This window comes from Enterobacter sp. CC120223-11 (assembly GCF_900215375.1).
GTDB lineage: Bacteria > Pseudomonadota > Gammaproteobacteria > Enterobacterales > Enterobacteriaceae > Scandinavium.
On record NZ_OBEF01000006.1, the window covers coordinates 35,854 to 61,959 of the forward strand.

Here is a 26,106-nt window from a genome sequence, read left to right on the forward strand (position 1 = left end):
CGTTCCTTATCCGTGGAACACCGAACAAGCTACCGTGACTGTCAATGCCAAAGGAAGGCCGCATCGTGAAACTGAGAAAATGATATTCACTAAGAAAATTCTGCACAATCCATAGGAAACGTCCCACGGAGGCGAAAACAACATAACCAATTGATTACGAACAAATTGCTCAACTATTAAACGTTCTTAATTCAGCGTTGTTAACCACATTAAACATTGTTAAAGGATGCGTTGTTAGTATTGTGTTAATCAGTTACTTCAAAATCAATTCGACTTCGTAATCGTTTTATTGCCAGACTATGCAGCTGGCTGACTCGTGTTTCGGTGATACCCAATACCAGACCAATCTCTTTCATGTTCAAATCCTGCTGATAATAGAGCTGGAGAATGCGCTGCTCTCGTTCAGGAATCATCCCAATATGCCCGGAGATCATCTTTATCAAATTCTGCTGGATGGTCTCGTTCAACGGATTTAATGAAGCATTCTCTTCACCATTACTTTCCCAGCCATCAGAATAGGCCTCCTGTAGCTCATCCATGGAATACATCTGACTGCTGTTACTGTCCGACAGAATTTGATGAAGCTCGCCAAGAGAAACCCCCATCCGTTCGGCAATATCTTCCTCGGTGGCTTCCGCACCTTTTTCCTGCTCCAGCTTCTGAATGACTACAGCCATTTCCCGGGCGTGCGTTCTTACCCGGCGAGGCACCCAATCACGTTCACGTAATTCATCTAATAAAGACCAGCGTACGCGCTGAGTAATCCAGATACTGAGGGTCACGCCTTTCTTTGGGTCAAAGGTTTCAATTGCCCCTAAAAAACCCATTGCCCCGGCCTGAATTAAATCGTCCAGCTCCACGCTTGCCGGTAATCTTTTTTGCAAGCGCAATGCTTCCTGGCGGACAAGATAATGATATCGGGCCCACAATGCCGTTTTGTCTTCCAGCCCTTCAGCTGTATATATGCCGTCCACGTTCTCTTTCCACCTGGTATTCTCAGGGAGAATTATCCGGTGAAAACCGCCATTCAAAAAGTGCAATAAGCTTTTATAAAATTGCCCAATCTGCCTGTTCGTAAATGCGTCGTGGACGGCTGATAAATAACGTCAAACGTTGCCGCTAATTCCGTTAATTAAAACGTCTCCCACTGCGCGGTATCATTATTTAACGCGTTTTCTTTACGTGCCTGCGTTTCAACTTTCGGCGGCGTTGACCCCAGAATTTGCGGCTGCTCATGGCTCAACACAAACTGTGCCACCAGTTTTTCCAGCGAATCCGACTGAGCTTCAAGCTCGCCTGCCGCCAGAGCGGCTTCTTCCACCATGGCTGCGTTCTGCTGGGTCACCAGATCCATCTCATTCACCGCCTGGGAAATCTGGTTGATACCCGCGCTCTGTTCATCGGACGCAGAGGTGATTTCGCCCATAATCTCGCGCACCCGGGAGACGGAAGTGACAATATCCTTCATCACCGAGCTTGCCTGGGTGACCTGGCGGGAACCCACATCCATGTTATTGACGCAGGTGGTGATCAGCTGATTAATCTCTTTCGCCGCATCGGCGCTGCGCTTCGCGAGGTTACGCACTTCTTCTGCTACGACCGCAAAGCCCCGGCCCTGCTCTCCGGCTCGCGCTGCTTCGACCGCGGCGTTCAGCGCCAGAATGTTAGTCTGGTTGGCAATGCTGTCGATAACCCCGTTGATGTCCGCAATCTGGCGTGAGCTGTCGGCTATCTGCCCCATGATCTGCTCCAGGCTCTGCATCGCTTCCCCGCCGTGCTCTGCATTATTGCTGGCACTGTCCGCCAGCTCCCGCGCGGCGTGGGCGTTATCGGCATTCTGCCGCACGGTGGTTTTAATCTGCTCCATGCTGGCCGCCGTTTCCTGCAAAGCAGCAGCCTGCTCTTCGGTCCGGGAAGAGAGATCGTTATTGCCGTGAGCAATCTCCTGGGCATTAGTATGAATGCGCAGCACGCTGTCGCGGATCCCGCTGATGGTGCCGGTCAGTGAGGTACGCATCTGCTCCAGCTCTTTCAGCATATTGCCAATTTCATTTTCATTACCCGGATGAATCGCCTTGCTTAAATCACCCGCAGCAATTTTTTTCAGCACGTCGACGGTGGTATCCAGGCGACGAACCAGGGTATGACGCAGCCAGTAGCGTACCGCCACCAGCATCAGCAGCACTAACACAATCACCACGCTGCCCAACATCAGCATGTACTGGTAGTCCTTTTCTGACTCGGCAATCCAGGCTTCACTATTTTTTGACGAGGTGTCAGCATACTGCTCCACTTTATGACGGAGCTGAGTACGCAGTTCCATATCGCTCTCAAGCGATCCGGTGTACTCCAGCGGACGCTGAACGTAATTGATCTTGTTTTCCGCCGCTTTATAGACGGACTCAAACACCTTATTCACCTCCCTTGCGGCATTTTCTTCTTCAGGGGAGTTAAACGGAGTGGCCAGGAACTCCGCCATGCTTTTTTGAGAAGAACGCAGCACCTGCTGGGTGTGGTCCACCAGCGTCATCGACACCGCTTCACCTTTGGCCGCCTGCACCATCAGTCCGTTAATGTTGGCCATTACTCCGCTGATGTTATAAACCGCATCTCGCATCTGGTCGTTATTGTCTGACGCCACAAGAACACGTTTAAAGTTGCCGTTATTGCCAATGGCGTTGATCACCGAATAGCTCGTCGTTCCTAACAGCAGGAGCGCAAACGAGCCAATAACCAGGCTAATGGCGCTATAAATTTTCAGTTTACTAAACATAGGGTCACAGGATCCCGCAGCCAGCTATCGCTGGCTGCATAGCATTCATTAAGGAAAAAAAAGACGTTGGGCTATTTATTGAAGAGATTCATCTTCTGCATCGACTGGAAAACCAGCATCGAGGCATTCAGCGAAAACTCAGACATTTTGGTGTCCATAATCATTGAGGTCATGGCGCTGTAGTCCGAACCGGTGGCGGTCTGAATTTTGACTTTCATATCGATAATCAAGTTATCCGCCGTCAAATCGAAGGCGTCCAGCTGCTGCAAATTGGTCCCAAGTTCCGTCTGAGCCTTGCCCAGCCTGCCGATACCTACGGTGACGGCTTCACTGGCGGCGCTGAGTGCAGCATTCAGGTCATCCCTGTCGATAGTGTCGCGGCTCAGTTCAGTTATCGCAGCCTCCAGCTTCGTGAAGAGATCATCGGCAAAGACCTCGTTACCTGGATGGCTTACCTTCATCACTGTGCCGTCAGCAACAGTGACGGTACGGGCATTGTTATCGCCCTGATAAATACCGTTTTCATCAAACGCGGGTTTATCGGTTTTGAAGCCTGAGAAAATGTAGCGGCCGTTGCCATCACGGCTGTTCGCCAGATCAAGCATGTTCGCGCGGATCCCCTGCAGCTCTTTTCCGAGCGCCGCAAGGTCATCCTTAGAGTAGGTCTCACTTTTGGCGGCGATGATCTTCTCCGTCAGGCCGCCGGTCATCAGCGAACTCACGGAGCTCAGGATGTGGTCTTCGTGCTGTAAGGTGTTGCGAGCCGCGGAACGAGTGTTGCTGTACATCTCAAGCTTCGCCAGCGCTTCCGTGTATTTCACTGCATCGGTTGCGGCATTCGGATCGTCAGAAGCACGTAGCAGGGTTTTCCCGGAAGCAAGACGCGTCATGATGTCGTTGTTTTCGCTCACGCGCTTCGACATGTTTTCGGCGCTCTTTTTAAACATGTAAAGGGTACTGATTCGCATGATTATCTCCTTTATCTCAGCGACAGCAGCGCGTCAAACATCGCATTGGCCGTCTGCACTATCTGCGTGTTCGCCATATAATATTGCTGGAACATCGTCAGCTTGATGGACTCTTCGTTCATATCCACACCCGCAATCTGCTGCTTGGTGTCGTACTTGGTGTTGAGGTCGATTTCCGCAGAACCGATTCCGGTTTTGACCTCGCTGGCCCTGGAACCGATGTTGCCCACCAGCGTGGAATAAGCATCGCTAAGGGTGCTTTTGCCGATAAGCTTTTCATCCTGAATATCCAGTAACTTCTTAATGTTGAGACTATTGGATACGCCACCAGCCGGGTCATCAGACGCCGCAAGCTCCGTCGAATCTGTAATATTCTTCTCAAGACCTTCCGCCATACCGGCCACCGGATTGAGGGTAAAGCTGTCGCCAGCAATGGCTCCTGTCGGAATATCCAGTTCGAGGCCATCAAACTTAAGCTTTGTCGGATCGGTGGTATCCACGGTAACGGTACGACCGCCCTCACCGGTGACCTTCCAGGCCCCACCCTCGAACGTGATGGTGTAGTTCTCTGCTGTGACCTTACTGAAATCAGAGACGCTCACATTATCCAACGCCCCCGTACCGGTGTTGCCGCTATTGGCAATCCCCTTGATAGCCGGCAGTTTGAACAGGTCCTTCCCAGGATCCCCGTTCTGATCGAAGCCTTCCTTATGCTGCTCATTCATCCGGCTCGCCATCTGGAAAGCAATCTGATTCAGATCGTTACGCGCCATCACCAGGTCTTCGTTACGGAACTTAAACAGCCCGCCCAGACGCCCTTTGGTGATGCTCTCTTCGTTCAGCGGGGAAGCTTTACCGTCGCTGCCTACATAGGAAACGATCGTTTTCTTTGGATCGGCGGCGGAAGGCGAGGTTTTCAGCTTGTAAGCGGTATTGCCGGATACCAGAGGACGCCCATCGGCAAGGGTAATGTCCACCCGCCCGGTGACCTGATTCTCCTGCACGTCAATGCCGATGTGCTGACTCAGCTCTTCCATCAGCTGGTCGCGCTTGTCGAGCAGATCCGCCGGCGCGGTGCCCGTCTGGCCCTGAAGGCGCTCCAGCTGAGTATTGATTTCAGCCAGCTGCTTAGTCGCGTTGTTGATGGCGTTGGTGCTTTGCTCAATCTGGGTGTTAGTGCTGGCTTCCAGGCCGCTCAGGCGTTTGCCGCTGTCCTTGAAGCGCTGGGTCAACGATCCCAGTGCACTTAAAACGGCCGAGCGGTTAGAGCCCTCATCCGGGTTTTCATGCAGGTTTGAGAACGCCTTAAACAGATTGCCGAGCGAGACCGAAACGTTGTCCGCCTCATCGCCGAGCATGTTGTCGATATCGGCCAGCTGCTCATAACGTCCGGTAAAACCGTTGTACTGGGAGATAGAGCCGCGCAGTTGGTTGTTGGCAAACGCATCATAGGCACGCTCCACGCCAACCATATTGGCGCCATAGCCAAAAAAGCCGCGAGCGGTAGAAAGGCCACCAGACTCGCCGATGATCACATCACGGCGACTGTAGCCTGCTGACATACCGTTAACCAGGTTGTTGCCAACAACGCTTAGCGCATACCCCGCCGTCGAGAGACCGGTTTTGGCCATGTTGTATAAGTTATTCATAAGAGTCCAACAGCTTCCGTTGTTGAAGACCGGGCGCTGCGCCCGGTCCTGAAAAGTCATTCACCTGTTAATTTCATCGGTGATTCAAAAATTTTCTAAAACGACTTTGCTAAAAAAGTTTGGAGAGGTCGTGCTTATAGGCGTCTGCGCCCTGACGGATATCGCCTTTGACCTTCTGAATGATGGTGATGAGCTTGCGGGCATAGGCCGGATCGGTGGCATAACCGCCTGCCTGAAGCGCTTTAGCCCCCTGTTCCGCGGAGTCAGCGCTCGCCACCTGTCTGTAGCGTGGGTTGCGGGTCAGCAGCCTGGCGTAGTCGGTCAGGGCATGCTCCAGCGAGTCATACACGCGGAATGCCGCTTTCACTTTGCGCTTCACGCCGTTGAAATATTCGGTGGTGGTGATTTCGGTGGTTTTCCCCTGCCAGTCGCCGGTGGCCTTAATGCCAAACAGGTTATGGCTCGGTTTTCCTTCGTCGGTAAGGATTTCCCGCTTGCCCCAGCCGGATTCCAGCGCGGCCTGCGCCATGATCAGGTGCGGATGCAGGCCGCTCTGACGGGCAGCCTGCTGTGCGGGTTGAAGTAAGCGAGCGATAAACGGATGCGCCCCTTCCGAAGGCTTCGCGAAATCAACCGGGGCAGGCAGGCGCAGCGGCCCGGTCGCCGGGCGTTCGTTGCCGGCAAAATGGCCCACCGCAGGAGCCAGATCGCGCCCTGGCATGGCGACTTCTTGTTTTTCGCTGTCACCGCCCAGCTGGCGGACGATAAGATCGGCAAAGCCGAGCTGACCACTCCCGGCAATATTTTGTGCCACCTGCTGATCGTGCATCGCGGTGAACATCTCTGAAGACTGGCTGCTCAGCAGATCGTTTTTGAACGAGGCATCGCGCATGCTCTTCATCATCATCTGCACGAAGATCCCTTCCATCTGCTGCGCCGCCGCCCGCAGTGCGCCGGGTGTCTGCCGCCCCGCTTCGCGCTTCAGGCTATCGAGCGCCCGGGCGTCAAACGCCGGGCGGTCAAATTTATCCAGTTCGTTCATCAATCCACCTCCAGCTTCGCCCGCAGACAACCTGCGTTCTTCATCGCCTGGAGAATCGACATCAGCTCGTTGGGGGTTGCACCAAGGTTATTGAGCGCACGCACCACGTTGTTGAGATCGGTACTGCTGCGCACGTTTTGCAGCGAACCGCCGCGATCGCGTACCGAAATATCGGTTTGCGGCACCACCACGGTTTCCCCTCCGCCGAATGGCGTATCGGGCTGGCTGACCATCGCATTCTGAGAGACTTCCACCGTCAGGGAACCGTGTGCCACCGCGCAGGCATCCAGCGAAACGTGGCGGTTCATCACCACCGAGCCGGTACGCGAGTTCACAATCACTTTGGCGTCCTGCACGTTCACACGCAGCGGAATGTCCTGAATATTGGCGAGAAAGCGCACGCGGGAGGGGCCATCGGCCGGGGCGAACAGGCGTACAGTGCGCGCATCCTCCGGGATCGCCGCGCCGCCGCTGTAGCGGCTGTTGATTGCATCGCTGATTTGCTGGGCCAGCGAGAAGTCCGACTCGTTCAGCTGCAGGCGCACTACGCTCTGATTCGCGAAATCGTTCGGCACTTCCCGCTCGACGGTTGCCCCGTCGCTAATTCGCCCACCGTTGAGCTGATTCACCTGCACGCGGCTGCCGCCCGCCTGCGCGCCTGCGCCTGAAATCAGCACGTTGCCCTGCGCCATGGCGTAGATCTGGTTGTCCGCCGCTTTCAACGGCGTCATCAGCAGCGTGCCGCCGCGCAGGCTTTTGGCGTTACCCAGGGAAGAGACGACGATATCAATCTTGTCGCCTGAGCGAGCGAACGGCGGCAGCTCCGCGGTCACCATCACTGCGGCGATATTTTTGAGCTGCATATTGGTGCCGGGCGGGACGGTGATCCCCAGCTGCGACAGCATGTTGCTCAGGCTCTGGCCGGTAAACGGCGCCTGCATTGTCTGGTCACCGGTTCCGTCCAGCCCCACCACCAGACCGTAGCCCATCAGCGAGTTGGCCCGCACGCCCTGCACTGAAGTCAGGTCACGGATCCGTTCCGCGTTAGCCAGTTTCGGCACGCTCAGCATCATGCCGTAAAGCAAAATGCTGAGGAAAAACAGGATAGAGTGTTTTTTCATCTTGGGTATCAGAAAGGAGAAAGGTTGAGGAACAGACGCTGGAGCCAGCCCATGTTCTGCGCTTCGTTGATGTAGCCATTGCCCACGTACTCAATACGCGCATCGGCCACCTGGGTAGAAGGCACGGTGTTCGCCCCGCTGATGGTTCGCGGGTTTACCACGCCGGAAAAGCGAATAAATTCGGTGCCCTGGTTGATGGCAATCTGCTTCTCTCCCACCACGCTCAGGTTACCGTTGGGCAGCAGCTGGTTGACGGTGACGGTAATGGTGCCAGTGAAGGTGTTGCGCGCCGCCGCGCCGCCCTTCCCGGCGAAATCGTTTTTGCCTTCGGCGTCAAAATCGGCTTTGCCGTCGCCGAGCCAGCTATTCAGTTTGGTCGGTACGGCAATGAGCCCCATTCCCGCCGAACCGTTGCGGTTCGCGCTGGCGGAAGAGCTTTTGCTGGCGCTGACGTTTTCCTGCAGCAGGATGGTGAGCGTATCGCCGACGTTACGCGGCCGACGGTCTTCAAACATCGGCTGGTAGCCGTAGTTCATGCCCTGCCCGGCCATAAACAGCGAGCCGCCGGTGGCAACAGGATTGACCGGCAGAGGTGCCGCCGTTGTGGGTCCCTCCACCAGCGGCTTTTGCAGGATGTGCGCGCAGCCGCCGAGCAGCCACACGCTCGCTAACAGCACGATTCGCGGCATGACTGCCGACGTAGAGGTCATTAATGTTTTCATTTCAGTGTCGATAAGCTGGCTGGCCCGGCGGAGAGACACCGACAGGCCAGAGAGGAAATTACAGCTGGGAAAGGCGCTGCAGCATCTGGTCAGAAGCAGAAACGGCTTTACTGTTGATCTCATAGGCGCGCTGCACCTGAATCATACTCACCAGCTCTTCCGCCACGTTGACGTTGGAGGTTTCTACACGTCCGCTGACCAGCGTTCCGGCATCTTCCATGCCCGGATTGAGCTCGTTTGGTGCACCTGAGGACTGTGTCTCGCGATACAGGTTGCCACCAATGCTCTCAAGCCCCGACTCATTCACGAAGGTGGCGAGTGTCAGCTGTCCAATTTGCTGAGGCTGTGCCTGGTTCGGCAGCGTAGCGCTAACGATACCGTCGGCACTGATCTCCACTTTTTTCGCATCCTGCGGAACGGTAATCCCAGGCTGAACCGGATGCCCCTCAGCATTCACCAACTGACCATTCTCATTTTTGGTAAAATGGCCGTCGCGCGTATAAGCTGTGCCACCGTCAGGAAGCTGGATCTGGAAGAAGCCCTTGCCCTGAATCATCACGTCGGTGTCGCTACCGGTTTCGTTAACGCCGCCCTGGGTGTGCACCCGCTGGGTAGAGACCGAGCGTACGCCGGTGCCAAGCTGCAAGCCGCTCGGCAACGTTGTCTGTTCGGAAGCCTGAGCCCCCGGCTGGCGCATGGTCTGATAGAGCAGATCCTGGAACACCGCACGCTGGCGTTTGAAGCCGTTGGTATTGACGTTCGCCAGGTTGTTGGAGATGACGTCCATATTGAGCTGCTGTGCTTCCAGCCCGGTTTTTGCAATCCATAAAGAACGGATCATAGGTAAAACTCCTTGCTGAGCATTAGCTCACGCTTAATAGCTGATTCGCCTTTTGGGCGTTCTCGTCGGCGGTGCGAATCACCTTCATGTTCATGTCGAATCCGCGCGAGGTGGCAATCATCTCGGTCATCGCCTTCACCGGGCTGACGTTGCTGCCTTCAAGCGCTTCAGGGCTCAGGCGTAACGACTCATCCTGAGCCAACGGACCGCCCACACCGGGACGGAAAAAGCCGTCATCACCGTGCAACAGGCTCGTCATCTCTGCATTGACAAGCTTAAGACGCCCAACCGGTACGACGGCCGTCGGGTCATCGCCCGCGCCTAATGCAGAAATAGTGCCGTCGGAGGCAATGGTGATTTCCGACTGCGGTGGCACCGTCAGCGGGGCACCGTCGCCCATCAGCGGGCGGCCGTTGACGCTGAGCGCCCCTTCGCTGTCGACCTGAATCATGCCGTTGCGGGTATAGCCCTCGCTGCCGTCGGCCATCTGCGCCGCCAGCCAGCCGTTCTGCGGCAGCGCCACGTCAAGACTGCGTCCGGTATGCGTTACCGGGCCCATGCTGGCGTCGTGAAACGGAGAGGATTCAGCCACCAGTGCACGGGTGCGCAGGGTTTCCCCTTCAATGGGCACCGCACGGTGGGCTGCCAGCTGCGCGCGAAAGCCCGCCGTCGAAGTGTTCGCAAGATTATTTGAGGTGACCGCCTGTCGGTTGAGTGCCGCGTTGGCGGCACTCATGGCGGTATAAATGGCACGATCCATCGTCAGCTATCCTTAACGCAGGTTAACCAGCGTCTGGAGGAGCTCAGACTGGGTTTTGATGGTTTGGGAGTTGGACTGGTAGTTGCGCTGATAAACAATCATGTTGACCATCTCCTGCCCCAACTCAACGTTGGAGGACTCCAGCATGCCGCCCTTAATCGAGCCAAAGCTGCCGGAACCGGAGGTGCCAAGGAACGGCTGGCCCGACTGCGCCGTCTCTTCCCAGACGTTGCCGCCCTTCGAGGCGAGCCCGCCTTCGTTGGCGAAGTCCGCCATCACCACCTGTGCCAGAACCTGAGTCTGGCCGTTGCTGTACTTAACGGTAATTTCACCGCCGTCGCTGACGGAATACCCCTGGAAAGTGCCCGGCGCATAGCCATCGCTGGATTCCAGCTGAACCTTGAAGTCCGTTGAGTGTTTGGTCATACCGGACATATCGAGGTCGAACTTGAGTGGCTCTGCCCCGTTAAAGGAAACCCCTTCAATCACCAGGTTGGTGGTGCCGGTCATATTGCCGCTGGAGTCGAAAGTCAGACCAAGCTCAGAAAATACAGGCTCAGGCGGTGTACCACCCAGCTTCGGCGCCGTGGAGTCATTGGCATATGCCTTCCAGTCACCGTTCGCATCCTTCGCATAGTAGATTTTCACGGAATGCTTATTACCGAGGCTGTCGTAGGCTTCGACCTGGCTCTGATAGTTAAAGGACTTTTCGTTTTCCGGATTAAACGGCGTTTCGGCTACTTTATCGTCGTCCGCTTTCAGGTTGCCGATAAGCGAACCTTTGCTCGACGCCTGCGGCGTCATGCCATTCTGCGGAATACGAATCGGGCCGACGCCCGCACCAGGCTCAATCGTCGGTGGAGTCCCCGTCGCCTGATAACCCGTCAGGAAAAGTCCATTGGTTTTGTTGACGATGAAACCTTCTTCATCTGTGTCGAACTGGCCGTTACGACCGTAGAACACGCCACCGTCGCTGTTCACCATGCGGAAAAAGCCACGACCGTTGTTAATGCCCATATCGAGAATGCCGCCCGTCGTGTCCAGGCTACCCTGACCAAAATTCTGGCTGACGCCGGCCACCTGTACACCCAGTCCGTCGACCCCGGCGAAGACGTCCGCAAACGCAATCGATCCGGCTTTAAAGCCATAGGTCTGGGAGTTGGCGATGTTGTTGCCGACCACATCCAGCGCTTTGGCGGCAGCATTGAGGCCACTAAGGCCTTGAGAGAAACCCATATTGATATTCCAGTAAGAGGTAATGAATTATTTTTGGATGACGACGACGTCGCCCATTTCAATCGGATCGTGATCCTTCAGATGCAGCATCGCGCCGCCGGGCATCATCGTGACGCCCTGGACCTGCTCCTGGATGAGGCCCGTCGCCGTCGGACTTTCACCTTCGGCATTTTTGGCTTCGAAGGTCAGGGTGTATTCCCTGTCTTTCGGCGGACCAGGTTCAGGTTTGAAGTTCTCGAGGTCGTCCAGGCTGTACTCCTGCACGCCAGATTTGACGTTTTTCAGCTCCGCGGTGTAAGCGTTGCCTTCGCTATCGGTCAGGGTGACGGTAACGGTGTCCGCATCACCATTGAGCGCGAAGCTGAACTTGTCTGACTCCGTCGGCTCCACGCCTTCCTGCGTAATGCCAATGCCGCCGCTGCCGAAGGAAGCCTTCGGGTCCCCGGCAATCAGCACGCCACGCCCGACCCAGGAGGCCGCACTCATGCTGCCAAGCTGCCCCACCAGGCCATACATCGCCCCCATAGAGGTGTTCAGCTTTTCCACCCCTGACGCCATATTGAACTGCGCCAGCTGGGAGGTGAGCTGGTTGTTATCCATCGGGTTGGTGGGATCCTGGTTTTGCATCTGCGCCACCAGCAGGGTCATAAAACTCTTCGAGAGGTCGGCGGCGCTGTTGCCCGTGCCGTTTTGTTCGGATCCGGATCCGCTGGTGTTATTAATGGATGAAACTGCCATCAGGCTTCCTTACTGGCCGAGGGTTAAGGTTTTCAGCATCAGGGTCTTGGCGGAGTTCATCACTTCCACATTGGCCTGATAGCTGCGTGAGGCAGAAATGGTGTTCACCATCTCGTTCACCACGTTGACGTTAGGCATGCGCACATAGCCCTGCTCGTCCGCCAGCGGGTTGCCGGGCTCATAGACCATGCGGTCCGGCGCGGAGCTCTCCACCACATCGCTGACGCTTACACCGCCAATATCGTTTCCGGCGGACGCATCCATCTCAAACACCACCTGACGTGCGCGGTACGGCTGACCGTCCGGCCCCGCCACGCTGTCGGCGTTGGCCATATTGCTGGCGCTGACGTTCAGACGGCGCGACTGTGCCGCCATCGCTGAACCTGAAATATCAAATACACTGAATAGCGACATCGATAATTACCCCTGGCTTAACACCGTCATCATTTTCTTAATATCCGCACCGAGGAAGGTCAGCCCGGACTGATACTTCATCGAGTTATCGGCGAAATTCACCCTCTCGCGGTCCATGTCTACGGTATTACCGTCGGCGCTCGGCTGATCGGGTACCCGATAAAGTAATTGACCGTCATCAAGCGGCCTTGCTTTACCCTCAATATGTTTATTTGAGGTTAATGATAGAGAAACGGATTGTTTCGCCATTGATGAATTATCCGTAGCGTTTTTTAACTGCTGAGAGAAATCAATATCACGCGCCAGATAGCCTGGCGTATCCGCATTGGCAATATTTGACGCCAGCACGTCCTGACGTCGCGTGAGCAGGCTCAGCGCCTGCTGCTGAAAGCTAAACGCATCATCAAGTTTATTAATCATAAAAATGGGCTCCTGCCACGCTTATTTAAACTGCGATAGTGTAGTCAGCGCTGGTGAAATATCACACTGCAAAGACCTGACAAAAATAAGCCTATTTAGGAGGATCAGAAAATATATAAAACAGAATGGAGGTTAATAACTTTAATTAATGACAAAAGTGTCGGCATTTTGCGGAATAAAACTCAGGGCGCTGCGTATATAATTTAATCACACCAAACGAAGAACGACTTTACGCTTTAATTAACCAGGCAACAAGATGATCACTTTTTTTTTCAGAACAACGGCAATTCTGCTTACCTGTTCTGCCCCGCTGTTTGCCAGCGTGCCTGCTGCCCCGTCGGCAGAGCAGCGGCTGCAGGTAAAACTGGATGCGCTGTTTGACCAGCCCACTTTCCGGGGTAGCGATGTGGTCCGCACCCCCGAACTGCTGGCCACGCCGAAACAGGTTTCAGCCGTGTGCGACAACCCGACGCTCACCGTCGCGGGCAACGACAGCAGGCTGACGGGTAAGCGCACGGTCATCGCCCGCTGCGGTAACCGCAAACATTTTCTACCGGTGCTGATTCACGCCACGGGCACCTGGTGGGTCGCCAGCCAGAGCCTGCCGGGCGGCGCTATTGTGCAGCGCAGCGATATCGAACCGCAAAGCGGTAGCCTGGATAACCTGCCTGCCGGGGTGATCTTTAACCCTGATGAGATTATCGGCCAGCGCCTGACGCGTGCCATCAGCGCGGGTAAGCCGCTGCTGCAAAACCAGCTGCGCCAGCAGTGGCGGCTACACGCCGGACAACAGGTGGATTTGATTACGGTGGGCAATGGCTTCCGTATTCGCGGCCAGGGCAAAGCGCTGAATAACGCCGCGGTGAACGACATGCTGAAAGTTCAGACCGCCAACGGGCAAACCCTCAGCGGAAAAGTCGCCCATGACGGCCAGGTGGAGATTTTTTTCCAACAATAATTTTAGTTATTTCGCAAAGCTCCGATGAGAACAGTATACGCAGTTGCGTGACCTGATAACTGGCGAGGATACAGATGAGTATTGACAGCACCAAACCGACCACACCGGTAACCGCCCTGGCCTCTAACCAGGAGATGCGTACCCGCACGGCCCCGCAGGAGAACACCAACCCTGCCGTGAACGAGCCACAGAATAAAACTGAGGTGACCCTGAGTGCCCTCACAAAACGCATTCAGAGCGATGACAGCCGCGATGTGGACTTCGCCCGCGTGGCTGAGATCCGCGCCGCGCTCGAAGCCGGCGAGCTGCCCCTCGATCCGGAAAAAATCGCCGGTGCGCTGGTGCAGGATATGTTTCAGTTCCACTAACTGCAGGACATTTTCCCCTTATGGATAAGCTGTACCCGATACTGGCGCAAATGAAAACGTCGCTGGACGAACTGGAGGCCATCATGATTGAGGAAGTCAATCAGCTGAGCCGCCCGCAGATCAATCCGGTGTCGCTCCAGGTGCTGACGGACAACAAAAGCCAGCTGCTGTCGACCATCCAGTATTACGACGAGATGCGCCGCCAGGAAGAGCAGGCTGAAAAGGCCGCCGCGCCCTACACACAGCAGAGCAAGCTTTTTGCCTGCTGGCAGCAGGTGAGCGAAAAGGTGCGCAGCACCCGGGAGCTCAATCTGAAGGTGGAGACGCTGCTCAATCAGCATATGCAGCGCAACCAGCAGATCCAGAAGGTCGTCAACCAGGTCGGCCATCATGGTGCCCTGTACGGGCCAGCAGGGGAATCGAGTACCGCGCCGTCCGGGCGCAAGTACAACATCAGTATCTAAATAGAGTCAGTTGCCTCATGTTCTTTTGCCCACCTTTACGGTGGGCTTTTTTTTTGCCTTCGGCCGGATGGATTCTGAAGAGAGTGAAAACAGAAGTGAGGGGATTTTTAACTGGGCTGGGGTGAAGGGGAACTGGCGAAACCGAAAATCACAGAGCGGACACCTTCCAGCCTTTTCCCGGAAGGTCAGGTGAAAAGCGTGGTTTTTTAGCCCCCTCTCCCTGAGGGAGAGGGTTGGGGTGAGGGGGAACTGGCGAAACCGAAAATCACAGAGCGAACACCTTCCAGCCTTTACCCGGAAGGTCAGGTGCAGAAGCGTGGTTTTATAGCCCCCTCTCCCTTGAGGGAGAGGGTTGGGGTGAGGGGGAACTGGCGAAACCGAAAATCACAGAGTGAACATCTTCCAGCCTTTTCCCGGAAGGTCAGGTGCAAAAGCGTTTTTTTTTTAGCCCCCTCTCCCTGAGGGAGAGGGTTGGGGTGAGGGGGAACTGGCGAAACCGAAAATCACATAGAGAAAACCGTCACACCGTCCGGTAAGCCTGCGCGGAGACGTTGGACTTACGCATACCGGCCATCTCTTTGCTCAGCTCGGCCTGGCGCGCGCGGATGCGCTGCATGATAATCCCATCGTTCAGCATCAACGTTTCGATCTTCTTCGCCACCTGCAGGCGAATACTTCCCTCAAGCCCGGAAATATTCATGTCGATAAGACTTTGCATGGCTAACAGATAGTTCTCTATTCCGTCGTTGAAATTTTCCCACGCTTCCTCATCCGCCAGCTTCAGCAGATTGTTGCTACTTAATAACAGGCTATCCATGACAGCGATAAGCTGATTATCCATGACTCACCTGCTTATTTTGTGGATCGATGGCTTTCCATGTCTCGCTGAGATCGACCATCAGCGAGATCAAATGCGGCAGATCGGCGCCAGACTTATTAAGATTCGCTTCCAGCAGCTTGCGCGACACGTATTCGTACAAACGTTCCAGATCTTCGGTAATCTTGCCGCCAATTTCATGATTAAGCCCGGTACGCAGGCCATTGTCGATAATGTTAATCGCGCGCGAGATCATCTCGCCACGGCGCGCAATATTACCCTGCTGGAAATAGATTTCCGCCCGGCGCATGGCGTTAATCGCGCCGTCAAACAGCATCACAATCAGCTGATGCGGCGTGGCCCCGGCAACCTGACTCTCAAGGCTACCGGCGGTGTAGGCATTACTGCCCGTTCTGGTGTACATCTTTTCTGTCCTGCCGGGCAGCGCGGCTGCCCGGAATGTGTTAGACCAATCCGGCCAGCGCCGACTGCAGCTGCTGGCTCATGCTGTTCATCTGATTCATCGCTGCATCAAGACGCTGATACTCTTTTTCCCTGACCTTCAATGTCTCTTCAATCCGCCGCTCAACAGCCGATATCTGTTTAGCGTTACGAGAGTCTTTCTCGCGCAGAGAGGCAAGCGCAGTTTCAATTGCCCCCTCTTTCTTCGGTAAAGCATCTTTATCACCAAGGTAGGTATCGAAGAGCCCTTCCATCCGGCCTTTCAGCCCTTCCTGACCATCCCTGCCAAGGAACAGCGCCTCCACTTCCTTTGGATTGCTTTTCAACGCTTCATCGAGCTTTTTATTATCGATAGAGAGCGTACCTAGCGCGCCAGTTCTTTGCTCTCCCTCTTTCACCTCTTCAAACTTAACGGTAATTCCAAGCTTCCCAAGGGTCTGGAATACATCGTTAGTCGATGTGTAGTCGCCGGTCACAGTCGATTTCAGCTGACTGGTAAGACGGCGCAGCGTACCGTCGCTTAATAGCGCGCCATTGTCCGCAGCTGCCGTTGGAACTTCTCCCTCACCCAGCGAGTTGCGATCCGGTGCCGTATATTTTGTCGCTTTCGTCGCCGTGCTGAGGTAGCTGTTGTAGTTTTTGACAAACTCTTCAATCAGCGACTTCACTTTAGATGTGTCCGCCGTCACGGCCAGGGTTTCGGGTTTAAATTTGGCCGGATCGTCCGGATCCTTTTCGGATATCTCACGCAGCTCAAGCGTCACACCGGTGATCAGATCGCTAATGGTGTTCGAACTGCGCTCAACGCGATCGCCATTCAAATGGACGATGGCATTCTGGGGAGCGGTTTTATCATGCAAACCCAGCGCGCTGTCGAGAGTGGGATCGGTCGTTGTCACCGCCATCTCCCCCGCTTCGCCGGTTTTTTTTGACGTCAGCATCAGCTTGAACTTGTCTTCGCCGAGCGACACAACCTCAGCAATCACGTCGCCGTTCTGGGCGTTAATTTTTTTAGCAATCTGATCGAGGGACGTTTCGTCTTTTTTCAACTCAACCGTCAGCGGTTTGCCGCTGTCACCGACATCAATAGTCAGGGTTCGGCTGTCGGCAGAGCTGCCTAACAGATTCGTCCGGGAATCCTGCTCCTTAGACTGTATCTGATGCGCCGATGCCAATTTTTCAACGGCTATCTGATAACTGTTTGGGATTGCCCCTGAACCCGCCGTGGCTTGAAACGCTTTATTGGTGCCGACGCTAACGCCGTTAAAACCTTCATCCTGCAATTTTTCCAGGTTAGTTTTCAGCGAACTTAATGAACTGGAAAGCGATCCCCACGCCGATATTTGCCCTTTATAACTGTTTTGCTTCTGTAAATAAGGGTTTAAACGCTGCGTCAGGCCCTGACGCTCTTTGGCCAGCAGTTCTTCAAGAGGCAGTCCCGAGCCAATATTCATAAATCCTGATATTGCCATTACATACTCCGTTATTAAATTTTCCTGATTCTCTCTTTTCATCGGGATATTAAGGAGAAAGTTTAATTTTTTATCCGAGGGACAACAATCAAAAACACTGAATAAAGCAGGCATTAGCGTTTATCAGGCTATTGCCAGGATCAATAAAAAGAATTACGCAAACAAATGTGCGCAATTCTGCGAGTTAAAAAAAACACAAAAAATCTTTTAGTCTTTTCACATAGCACCGATGAAAGAAGTATGCGCAACAACTAACGCATATATCTCACGTTTGTTTTCACACATTAAAAGGACATTGACATGGCCCAGGTCATTAATACCAACGCACTGAGTCTGATGGCTCAAAATAACCTGAACAAATCCCAGACTCAGCTGGGTACCGCTATCCAGCGCCTCTCTTCCGGCCTGCGAATTAACAGCGCCAAAGATGACGCTGCGGGTCTGGCCATCACCAACCGCTTCACCGCCTCCGTGCGCGGCATGACCCAGGCGGCGCGTAACGCTAACGACGGTATCTCTCTGGCGCAGACCAGCGAAGGCGCACTGGAAGAAGTCACCGAAAACATGCAGCGCATCCGCGAGCTGACCGTTCAGGCAAAAAACGGCACCAACTCTGAAGATGACCGTAAGTCCATCTCGAAAGAGATCAAAACCCGTCTGGACGAAATTGAGCGCGTCGCCAAAAACACCCAATTCAACGGCGTGGAAGTCTTCAACGGCACCAATGACAAAATCACCCTGCAGATTGGCGATAAAGAGGGAGATACCATTGAGATCAGCCTCAAAGAGCTGAGCCTGACAGAGCTGGGCCTGGACAAGTTTGACGATGAATTTGCCAAGATCACTGCGGCGATTGAAGATCCGACCGTTGAGAAAGGGACTGCCCTTGCGCTGGATGGTACTGGTACACTCGACATCGATCACGCCAGCGCCAAGTCCTGGAAAGCGACTGATGCTGAGCTTACTAAAATTGCTAAAGCGATTGATAGCTCCCAAACTGATAAGTCGAAGCTGGAAGTCTACACAACGGGTACCGGCGCAGACACCAAAATCTATGCGAAGCTGACTGATGGTACCGAAAAAGATAAAGTGTTTGAAATCGACCCCGGCGCTATTGATGATACCGCTGCCGAACTGACCTTTACCCCAGTTAAAGGCACTCAGCTTTCAGCCCTGGATGCGGATATTCTGGTTAATGGCCCGAGTACCTTCGCTCCTGCTGAAGTCAAAGCTGACGATCTTCTGAATGACAATACCGGCGCTGCTACCACTGCTAAACTTGCCGACAAACTGGATGCGATTTCCCAGGCCATCTTTACCCAGGACGCCGCAACCTCCGGAATCCAGGTCTTCACTGGTGGTGATGCCAACACCTACTATGCCGTAGACAACAATGGCACCGTGAAATCATTCCAGGTGGATAACACAGGTGATATCACCCCAGCTTCAATTGCCGATCCTGATGCTCGCGATGGTTACGCGTTCGCAAAAGCAGCAGCTGGCGGCGGCGGTGCGATTATCGATGGCCTGCTGGGCAAACTCGATGAGGCCATGGGCACCATCACCGACTTCCGTGCTGACTTCGGTGCAGCACAGAACCGCCTGAGTTCCATCATCGCCAACCTGAACACCAACATCATCAACACCACCGAAGCGCGCTCCCGTATCCAGGACGCCGACTTCTCCGTGGAAGTGTCTGCCATGAGCCGTGCTAACATTCTGCAGCAGGCAGGTGTGTCCGTACTGGGTCAGGCCAACCAGGTTCCACAGAACGTGCTGTCCCTGCTGCGTTAATCCCGCAGTTATTTATAACAATACGTTTTACCACCTCACTATCAGACCGCGTGTCAGGCGCGGTTCTTTGCCCTCCTCTGGAGGGCTTTTTTGTATCCGTAACATGATGGTCGACAGCCAGGCGGTAATCTCATGTAGGCCCGGTAAGCGCAGCGCCACCGGGCAGCTGTTGTCAGGCTGGAGATGTAAAAACGCCGCCTTCAAAGAAGGCGGCGTTGATGACATACCGGAAAGGCGAAAGAAAAGACCTGATAAAAAGGTCCTGCCTGCTCCGGGAGCCCTGCATTCAAAGGCGATAAAGCAAAGCCAAAACTTGTTGTTGATAACCGCTACAGAAGGGGATGTTCAGACAGGCATAAAAAAACGCACCGCCCGGTTCACCAATGAACCTGACGATGCGTGTCGTAGCAATTAACTCTGCTTAGGCGGAGACTCCCGCCTTTTGCAACAGCGCATTCGCCACCGTATACACTTCTTCAATCAACACGCTATCGTTCTGCGCGACCGACGGGGATTGGCTCTGCACCTGCATGACAGGATCGCTTATCAGGGCGCGCAGCTCCCGTGAAGAGCGGGCGCAGCGTTGAGCCATCTCACGTGAACTCACGGCAAAAACGCCCTCTTCATCGTGCAGCGAATAGCTGTAGGCGCGGCTCGCAAGCTGCACCAGTGCGCCCGCACTGTCGGCTGTTTGCTGGGCCGCCTGTTGCAACACCTGCATAGCCTGCGCCACGTTAATTACGCTTTCAGCAAGCATTGCGATGCGATTAGCGTTCTGTTCCGGGGCGCAGAGCAGCCGTTCATTTTTCTGCGCAACGTCTGTGGCAGCCCGAGCAATCACGGCAATATGCTCGCCCATTTCTTTGACCAACGACGGCAGCTGCGCGCCCTGCTCGCGCAGGCTCTCCACTTCACTTTTCAGCAGCGTGGGCAACTCTTCATTCATGCGGGTCAAATGCTGATTGAGACTGCGCAATAGCGTCAGGGTCGAAACCAGCAGCAGCGTCGCCACCGGCCACGGCTTGTGCAGGATCCCGCCGGAGCTTTCGGCCAGACGGCGTGATGGCATGTCGATAGCCACCAGCCAGCTACTTTCAGGAATGGGCTGCACAATCAGCGTATGCTCCCCGCTCGCGGAGCGAAACCGCGTCTGGCGCAATCCCTCACCGGCCTGGGCCAGCAGCCCGCGCAGCGGTACCGCCATCGGCAGTTCAAGCTCGCCGGGTGTGGCAATGCCGGATGCCTCACCCACCACGCCGCCGGTCCCATCGACCAGCCACACGCGGCCGCCGAGGCGTTCACCCATCTCCTTGACCAGCGCATTGAAAAAATGACGAGGGAGGCTGGTCTCTTCCGGAAATTCCCCCTGACCCGGAGCGACTCTCTCCAGTGCGTAACTTTTCAGCGTCACCACGCTTTCGGTCATTGAACGCTGCTGCGCCTCAACGCGGTCAAGCTGTTCACGCAGCTGGACGGCCAGCGCATCCACCTGAGAGCGAAGCCGCACGCCCTCCGATTTGATCACGCGCGGCATCACGCCATACTGGATGGCGATCAACAGCCCGATAAAAACAAAGACAAGGATAACTGTGAGGATCATTGAACAAATACCTGTGAATACACGGCAGCACGGTGCTGCCTCTACAGGGGTATTTTATTATGTCGGGAAGGAGAAACTGACGGGAAATGCGCGGCTTGAACCGCCAATAAGCGCGCACTTTTGCGACACGATACCTCAGTGGACAAAAACGATTTTCCGCGCATTGAGACCACGCTTTATCAGCCAGCCGTCCAGGCTAAAACGAACCCCGCCCTCGATCATGAGCATCAGGCAGATAAGCATATACAGCGGCTCCGGCAGGTAGAGCAGCCAGCTGTACCTGGTGAGCAGATTCTGCCCGCCAGGAATGGTGTGAATGCCTACCGTCAGCAGCGCCACGGTACTGATAATAAACAGCACCAGCGCGCTCAGGCGGGTCAGCAGCCCCAGCGCCATTGTCAGGCCCAGCATGCATTCGCAGGCCGACACGAACACCGCCATTATCGCCGGGAAGGGGATCCCGGCATCGGTCAGCGTTTCCAGCATCAGCATCTGGTTTTCGGGTACAAACAGCTTGTTAAATCCGGAGGCGAAGAAAAACAGCCCCAGCGCAACGCGCGCCAGCATCAGTGGAAAGGTGGTAATAGCCGTGTTGGTTTGAATCAGGCGTTTAAAAGGGAGCATGATCTGTCCTTAGGGTGCAACGTCCGTAGCGTTAAAAGCGTAGCTCTGCGTCGGAAATAACCGCGGGGCATACTTCAGAAAACGTAATTAATCGGCAGAAGTTTGCCTTAAGTATAGTTTTTCCACCCCTCGGTGCAACCTCATGACGCGCATTCCGCGAGATAATAACCATATTTAATAAATGGTTAATTTATTAATTAATATTAATATCGTGAAAGGCCCGCGAATAACCCAACAGGTCGTAACTCCGCAGACCTTCGTTCGAAAATTGCTCGTCAGGTCAGCCAGAGAATGTAAGTGAATACCAACTTTCGCTAAATCCCCGGCACAATAGCCGTTGTCTATAGTTATTACAAAACAACCCTCTACCTTTGACGTAGCTGGCTGCAAACGTGCCATCAGGTGTACAACCCCGGGTGCGGGTGTTAACTTTATTAATCAAGAGAATGTCAGAAGCGCGATGCGGGAAAACCTTTCCCGGTGAATTTAATAACCTTAATAGTACTGTGACACCCCTTTTGCGATGGTTGAAAAAAAACGATGTAAGACATAAAAAGCTGGCTCTTATCCACACCGTTAATAAGGAACGGTTATCACGATTAATAAAATCAACAACAACTCATTATAAAAATTTTTAATCAGAAGAATCAGAAAACTATGCTTAACAACATTGCGATTGGATCGTCGGCCACGCTGGATATGCAAACCCGGACGCTGACCCGACGACAGGACGGCGAGAGCGTGACCCTACCCGCCTCCGCCTGTCTGTGCCTGGAGGCGTTAATCAGGGCGAGAGGAGAAGTCCTCTCTCAGGAACAGCTGATGGACATCGGCTGGCGCAGCGCCGGCGTCGAAGTCACCGAAAATAGCGTGCGGGTGATGATCAATAAGCTGCGCCGGGCGCTCAATACCCTCGACCTTCAGGACAGCGTCACGCTGTTGGCCGTGACCCGCAGCGGTTACCGGCTGATTGTCAGAGAGAGTGAATCCAACGACACGCCACTCTCTACCGCAGCACCTGTCCCCGCGGCTACTCAGCCCGAACAGGTCAGTGTGCCCAAGCCAACTGAGCCACCCACTTCCCGTGAGCCAGAAGCGCCCGTCATCGTGGCACCGGTACAAGAGCGTCGCCGCAAATGGGCCCCACGGGTCATTGCCGCCATCGCCGGAGCCATCGCCGGGCTGGCTGTCGCCATGACCGTTCACACGCTGTATATCGTTCAGCCAGAAGACGTTGAATTCGTGCCCTGGCACGGACCGGGGATCCCGGCAGGCGCAGAGGTCAGAGTGCAAAAAGAGAATCAGAATCAGCAGGCAATGATTGAAGCCACGCTTGAGACATATAAAAAACACGTCCTCGACAAACGCCCCACGGAAAAACCGGCCAAAGTGCTTTACGTCACCATTGGTTCATCGCGCATCAATAAACATCTGGGGCTAATCGCCTGCCAACAACCGTTTCAGGGCTCAAACAATGACTGTGAATCGTTCTATTTTCGCTTTTATTAAGTCGCCGCTGACGCTGTTGTTTATCGGTGGATTTGTGGCAGCTTTTGGGGCGTATGCACTGCGTTCGATATACAGCACGCCACTGAAGTCCCAGTGCGTCGCGCCCATATCCTTTTATGCCATTCAGGATGACAACCATGCGGTACTCACGCGGGGTGTTTACCGGACGTATCGGGCGGGACTTAATGAAGGTCGCGTGACGTTTATCGGTAGCATCGAGCACTTCGGCGGGACGAAGGAGCCTGAGCCGCCGATTCCCGTACAGCGTGAAGTGACTTTTGACGGTAGCTTTAGCGGCAACCTGCTGCATATGGTGGTCACCGGGCAGCATCGTCGCATCGGGGATCAAAGTTCTGACCGGGACGTTAAGGATTTTGTGTTCCCACAGATAGGCCACGGTGATACCAGCAATACGTTCCTCTATCTGCTGGATGGCAAGGTGCTGGCGACAGGAACAGAAACCGTGCCACGCGTCGCCTGTATCAACTGATCGTCGCCGTGAGGGCTATCACCAGTTAACTCGCACCCCGAGCGTACCGGAATAGTCCTCACGGTGCTGACTGTCCATATCGTTGGTGTGACTCACGGCGATATTGAGCCAGGCGTTATGGGCAAGTTTAGCCGTCATCCCGGCTCCGACCTCCAGCGACGTGCTTTCATACTGCGCACCGACTTTATCGCTGCCAATGTTCACCCCGCCCGCGTTCTGGAAATCGTGCCACAGGTTCACTTTCAGATACGGTTCGAAACCGTCGTAATTACCCACCAGACGCGTACCTAACCGCCCGGTGTAGCGCTCGCCGTCATCCCAGCGGATTTGTGCAATCCCATCGTCGATATCGTCCATCGACACGTGCTGACCGATAAACTGCGCCTGCGGCTCCAGCGACCAGCGTTCGCTGAGGGCAAACGGATAACCGGCCTCCAGCGAACCGGTGAACATTCTGCCTTTACTGTCGCCCCCGACGTTGCGGATGGAGTTCAGTGACCCGTCAAGCCAGGTGTACATCGCCACCGCATCCAGATACGCGTTATTGGCCAGCATGTGCGTCCAGTAGCCGCCGACGCTATTGCCGTTCATTTTCAGCTTCCCGGCGCGGCTGCCGTCGAAGCCGAGGATCAGCCCGTTCACATCGCCATCGGCGTAGCTGTAGCTGTAAAACAGTCCGGCGTGGTCACGCTGGCCGTCGTCATACTTATGCGACCACAGATCCTGCCCGACCTGCACGCCGCTCAGGCTGCCGTCAAACGCGGGATGAGCGTCACCTGACCAGCTCTGCTCATGATGCAGCCCCCAGACTCTACCCCAGGTGCCAGGGAAATCGCCGTTCTCCGTCAGGGCTATCTGCGAGCCCTGACGCTCGTGGAAGGTGCTCACCGTTTGCAGTCCCATATTCAGCACCACGGGCACGACAGCGCTGTAGAGCGGCGTTTCCGGGCGATAAATAGGGACAGGAGAATCACCGGGCGAAACCTCAGGCAGCGTCGGGCTGCCCGGCGCGGGCTGCGGCACGGGAATGGTTTCCCCTGGCGTGCCCGGCTGCCCCGGTTCCCCTGGCGTGCCCGGCTGACCTGGTTCACCCGGCGTGCCAGGCTCGCCGGGCGTGCCTGGATCACCCGGCGAACCCGGTTCAGAAGGGGGTGCCGGAGGCGCGATCAGCTCGTTGCGCAGATACCAGTTGTCTTCACTCCCCTGGGTCACCCCTCCGCGGAACAGGACGTATTCATAGGCCCCCGCAGAAACAGAACCGCCGCGCAGAGAGAAGGCCGAAGAGGTCGTGGTGGCGTTGTTGATCGCCGAAACCAGCTCAATACCATTCCCGGTCGTATTCGCCCCTTGGCCGTTGATGTTAGTCAGCTGGATTTGCGTGCTGCCGCTGGCTTCGCCGCCAGAAATAATCAGGCGATCCGTCGGTGAACTGTCGTCGCCGAGTTCGGTTTGCAGTTTCAGGATCGCGTCATTGCCCACGTAATTGCCGTGAATGGTCAGGCTGTCGCTGAGGCTGTCGCCGCCGTTGGTAAGGTCGATGGTGCCGCTATTGTTGACGGTCACCGCCTGTCCGGCGGAATAGGCCGTGATTTCTGAAGCACCAAGTTCACCGCCATAAAGCGTGCTGCTCTCATCAACAGTCAGCGTCCCCGTTTCGCTGTCGCTGTCGCCCAACGTCAACGCGGTATCCAGCGTCAGCGTCGAGCCGTTCTGCAGATTCACCGTTTCCCAGTTGCTGAACCGCGAAGGATTATCCGCCTGCGCGTTATCAAACGTCAGCGTGTCAACGCCCGTGCCACCATCCAGTGACGGCACGGTGGCTATCTGACTGACATCGAGATTGCGCAGCGTGGCGGTGTCGTTGTCCGCAGCCATCTGCACCGCGCCCCGCAGCACGCCGCCGTCTTCCCACAGGAAGGTATCGTTGCCGGTGCTCATCAGAATTTGACCGTTTACCGTGCCGCCACGGATTGTCACGATATCCGTTCCGCCGCTGACGCTGATATTACCGCCAATAGTCCCATCGGTCAGGGTGATGGTGTCATTGCCAAACCCGGTAACCAGGTTCGCAACAATCCGCCCACCGGACATATCAAAAATATTGTTATCAAGCTTCATGTCCACGCGGCCGATGCTGCCGCCGCTCATGCTCGCCACGTCGCCGTCGATAAACGCGCCGGTGATGGTGCCGCCGGTCATGGTAAAGGTGTCGCGGTTATCGCCCTGCGCCAGGCCGTCGATGCGCCCGCCGGTCATCACGAAATCATCAATGCCCGCCCCTTGCGAAATCGTGCCGCTGACGACCCCGCTGTTAATGACCGTCCGATCCGCCCCGCTGCCCTGATCGATATTGCCGTTGATCTGGCCGTTGTTCATGGTGAAAGTATCGTTGCCGGAACCAAAGTTCACCGCCCCGCTCACCGTGCCGCTATTGGTGAACGCATTATTGCCGCTGCCGTTGAACTGCACGGCGGTGCCGGAAGCGTTGGCGATAATGCCGCTGTTGTTGAGCACGCTGGAACCATTGCGAAACAGAATGCCATCGGCAAGTATCCCGGCGTTAGTCACCGTGCTGCCATCGCCCAGCGAAACCGAGGGGCCGCTGGCAACATCGATCCGGCTGCCCGAATTATTGTTGACCGTCACGCCCGTTACGCCGTTGGCGCTAACCACCGCAGTCGTTTGTGGATTGGGGAGAGTATTCGTGCAGGTGACCGTCTGGCCGCTGGCGGGGCTTACATCATCGCAAGCGGCTCTGACAGGCTGAAGGCTCAGCAAGGCCAACGTGAGGCCAGCCGCAACGGGGGTCAAGATCCAGCTTGTGGAAGAGGGAGTTTTCGCCATGTCGCCACCTGCATGTCTTA

General features: G+C 55.2%; 25 protein-coding genes. 6 read left to right on the forward strand and 19 right to left on the reverse strand.

Translation table 11 applies throughout. The features are described from left to right. Nucleotides 1–245 precede the first annotated feature (245 nt). The 13 genes from CRO87_RS08755 to flgB all read right to left on the reverse strand — a co-directional run bounded on the left by CRO87_RS08755 (nucleotide 246) and on the right by flgB (nucleotide 12,684). Nucleotides 246–974 carry an RNA polymerase sigma factor FliA gene (locus tag CRO87_RS08755; protein WP_097162744.1) on the reverse strand — a complete coding sequence of 243 codons (729 nt, stop codon included), beginning with the start codon at nucleotides 972–974 and terminating at the stop codon, nucleotides 246–248. A gap of 158 nt (nucleotides 975–1,132) precedes the next feature. Beyond that, nucleotides 1,133–2,773, reverse strand: coding sequence for a methyl-accepting chemotaxis protein (locus tag CRO87_RS08760; RefSeq protein ID WP_097162552.1), 1,641 nt, complete (start codon nucleotides 2,771–2,773; stop codon nucleotides 1,133–1,135). 71 nt (nucleotides 2,774–2,844) lie between these two features. Beyond that, a complete protein-coding gene (gene flgL / locus CRO87_RS08765; RefSeq protein ID WP_097162553.1) occupies nucleotides 2,845–3,741 on the reverse strand; it encodes a flagellar hook-associated protein FlgL in 897 nt (298 codons plus the stop codon). Nucleotides 3,742–3,752: 11 nt separating this feature from the next. Then, nucleotides 3,753–5,390, reverse strand: a complete 1,638-nt coding sequence (gene flgK, locus CRO87_RS08770; RefSeq protein WP_097162554.1) for a flagellar hook-associated protein FlgK — start codon at nucleotides 5,388–5,390, stop codon at nucleotides 3,753–3,755. Nucleotides 5,391–5,499: 109 nt separating this feature from the next. Then, complete coding sequence (gene flgJ, locus CRO87_RS08775) at nucleotides 5,500–6,432, reverse strand: flagellar assembly peptidoglycan hydrolase FlgJ (protein WP_097162555.1); 933 nt, start codon at nucleotides 6,430–6,432, stop codon at nucleotides 5,500–5,502. Next, nucleotides 6,432–7,553 carry a flagellar basal body P-ring protein FlgI gene (locus tag CRO87_RS08780; protein ID WP_097162556.1) on the reverse strand — a complete coding sequence of 374 codons (1,122 nt, stop codon included), beginning with the start codon at nucleotides 7,551–7,553 and terminating at the stop codon, nucleotides 6,432–6,434. Before CRO87_RS08780 ends, flgJ begins: the two co-directional genes overlap by 1 nt. A gap of 8 nt (nucleotides 7,554–7,561) precedes the next feature. Continuing rightward, nucleotides 7,562–8,242: a flagellar basal body L-ring protein FlgH gene (locus tag CRO87_RS08785; RefSeq protein WP_255252505.1), complete on the reverse strand. Its 681-nt coding sequence runs from the start codon at nucleotides 8,240–8,242 to the stop codon at nucleotides 7,562–7,564. 91 nt (nucleotides 8,243–8,333) lie between these two features. After that, on the reverse strand, nucleotides 8,334–9,116 hold the full coding sequence (flgG, locus tag CRO87_RS08790) for a flagellar basal-body rod protein FlgG (RefSeq protein ID WP_097162557.1): 783 nt from the start codon (nucleotides 9,114–9,116) through the stop codon (nucleotides 8,334–8,336). 22 nt (nucleotides 9,117–9,138) lie between these two features. Next, a complete protein-coding gene (locus CRO87_RS08795) occupies nucleotides 9,139–9,876 on the reverse strand; it encodes a flagellar basal body rod protein FlgF (RefSeq protein ID WP_097162558.1) in 738 nt (245 codons plus the stop codon). A 12-nt stretch (nucleotides 9,877–9,888) separates the two neighbouring features. Next, nucleotides 9,889–11,112 carry a flagellar hook protein FlgE gene (flgE, locus tag CRO87_RS08800; RefSeq protein WP_097162559.1) on the reverse strand — a complete coding sequence of 408 codons (1,224 nt, stop codon included), beginning with the start codon at nucleotides 11,110–11,112 and terminating at the stop codon, nucleotides 9,889–9,891. Between the two features lie 27 nt (nucleotides 11,113–11,139). Next, nucleotides 11,140–11,850, reverse strand: coding sequence for a flagellar hook assembly protein FlgD (locus CRO87_RS08805; protein ID WP_097162560.1), 711 nt, complete (start codon nucleotides 11,848–11,850; stop codon nucleotides 11,140–11,142). Nucleotides 11,851–11,859: 9 nt separating this feature from the next. Further along, nucleotides 11,860–12,264, reverse strand: a complete 405-nt coding sequence (flgC, locus tag CRO87_RS08810; protein ID WP_097162561.1) for a flagellar basal body rod protein FlgC — start codon at nucleotides 12,262–12,264, stop codon at nucleotides 11,860–11,862. Between the two features lie 6 nt (nucleotides 12,265–12,270). Next, nucleotides 12,271–12,684 (reverse strand): flagellar basal body rod protein FlgB, encoded by a 414-nt coding sequence (gene flgB / locus CRO87_RS08815; RefSeq protein WP_097162562.1) that lies wholly within the window; start codon nucleotides 12,682–12,684, stop codon nucleotides 12,271–12,273. Between the two features lie 256 nt (nucleotides 12,685–12,940). On the opposite strand from flgB, the gene flgA reads away from it, so the two are divergent. The 3 genes from flgA (at nucleotide 12,941) to CRO87_RS08830 (ending at nucleotide 14,474) form a co-directional block, all read left to right on the forward strand. Continuing rightward, on the forward strand, nucleotides 12,941–13,642 hold the full coding sequence (gene flgA / locus CRO87_RS08820) for a flagellar basal body P-ring formation chaperone FlgA (protein ID WP_097162563.1): 702 nt from the start codon (nucleotides 12,941–12,943) through the stop codon (nucleotides 13,640–13,642). Nucleotides 13,643–13,716: 74 nt separating this feature from the next. Further along, complete coding sequence (flgM, locus tag CRO87_RS08825; protein WP_097162564.1) at nucleotides 13,717–14,010, forward strand: flagellar biosynthesis anti-sigma factor FlgM; 294 nt, start codon at nucleotides 13,717–13,719, stop codon at nucleotides 14,008–14,010. 20 nt (nucleotides 14,011–14,030) lie between these two features. Continuing rightward, entirely contained in the window at nucleotides 14,031–14,474 is a 444-nt protein-coding gene (locus CRO87_RS08830; protein WP_097162565.1) for a flagella synthesis protein FlgN, read from the forward strand. Between the two features lie 520 nt (nucleotides 14,475–14,994). On the opposite strand, the gene CRO87_RS08835 is transcribed toward CRO87_RS08830, so the two are convergent. The 3 genes from CRO87_RS08835 to fliD are packed head-to-tail and all read right to left on the reverse strand — an operon-like array spanning nucleotide 14,995 to nucleotide 17,339. Further along, on the reverse strand, nucleotides 14,995–15,315 hold the full coding sequence (locus tag CRO87_RS08835) for a flagellar protein FliT (RefSeq protein WP_097162566.1): 321 nt from the start codon (nucleotides 15,313–15,315) through the stop codon (nucleotides 14,995–14,997). Beyond that, the gene (gene fliS, locus CRO87_RS08840; protein WP_097162567.1) at nucleotides 15,308–15,715 is read right to left on the reverse strand and encodes a flagellar export chaperone FliS; all 408 of its coding nucleotides are present in this window, start codon (nucleotides 15,713–15,715) and stop codon (nucleotides 15,308–15,310) included. Before fliS ends, CRO87_RS08835 begins: the two co-directional genes overlap by 8 nt. Nucleotides 15,716–15,755: 40 nt before the next feature. Next, entirely contained in the window at nucleotides 15,756–17,339 is a 1,584-nt protein-coding gene (fliD, locus tag CRO87_RS08845) for a flagellar filament capping protein FliD (protein ID WP_255252497.1), read from the reverse strand. Between the two features lie 186 nt (nucleotides 17,340–17,525). On the opposite strand from fliD, the gene CRO87_RS08850 reads away from it, so the two are divergent. Then, nucleotides 17,526–19,019: a flagellin gene (locus CRO87_RS08850; protein ID WP_097162569.1), complete on the forward strand. Its 1,494-nt coding sequence runs from the start codon at nucleotides 17,526–17,528 to the stop codon at nucleotides 19,017–19,019. A 421-nt stretch (nucleotides 19,020–19,440) separates the two neighbouring features. Here CRO87_RS08850 and CRO87_RS08860 read toward each other — a convergent pair whose 3' ends face one another. Next, nucleotides 19,441–20,619: a chemotaxis protein gene (locus CRO87_RS08860; RefSeq protein WP_097162571.1), complete on the reverse strand. Its 1,179-nt coding sequence runs from the start codon at nucleotides 20,617–20,619 to the stop codon at nucleotides 19,441–19,443. A 135-nt stretch (nucleotides 20,620–20,754) separates the two neighbouring features. After that, entirely contained in the window at nucleotides 20,755–21,243 is a 489-nt protein-coding gene (locus CRO87_RS08865) for a DoxX family protein (protein WP_097162572.1), read from the reverse strand. Between the two features lie 657 nt (nucleotides 21,244–21,900). On the opposite strand from CRO87_RS08865, the gene CRO87_RS08870 reads away from it, so the two are divergent. Next, nucleotides 21,901–22,752, forward strand: a complete 852-nt coding sequence (locus CRO87_RS08870; RefSeq protein WP_097162573.1) for a winged helix-turn-helix domain-containing protein — start codon at nucleotides 21,901–21,903, stop codon at nucleotides 22,750–22,752. Beyond that, nucleotides 22,718–23,242, forward strand: coding sequence for a hypothetical protein (locus CRO87_RS08875; protein ID WP_097162574.1), 525 nt, complete (start codon nucleotides 22,718–22,720; stop codon nucleotides 23,240–23,242). The genes CRO87_RS08870 and CRO87_RS08875 overlap by 35 nt, the downstream gene beginning before the upstream one ends. Before the next feature lie 18 nt (nucleotides 23,243–23,260). Here the strand turns inward: CRO87_RS08875 and CRO87_RS08880 are convergent, their stop codons facing one another. Continuing rightward, nucleotides 23,261–26,086: an autotransporter outer membrane beta-barrel domain-containing protein gene (locus CRO87_RS08880; RefSeq protein WP_097162575.1), complete on the reverse strand. Its 2,826-nt coding sequence runs from the start codon at nucleotides 26,084–26,086 to the stop codon at nucleotides 23,261–23,263. Nucleotides 26,087–26,106: the final 20 nt, after the last annotated feature.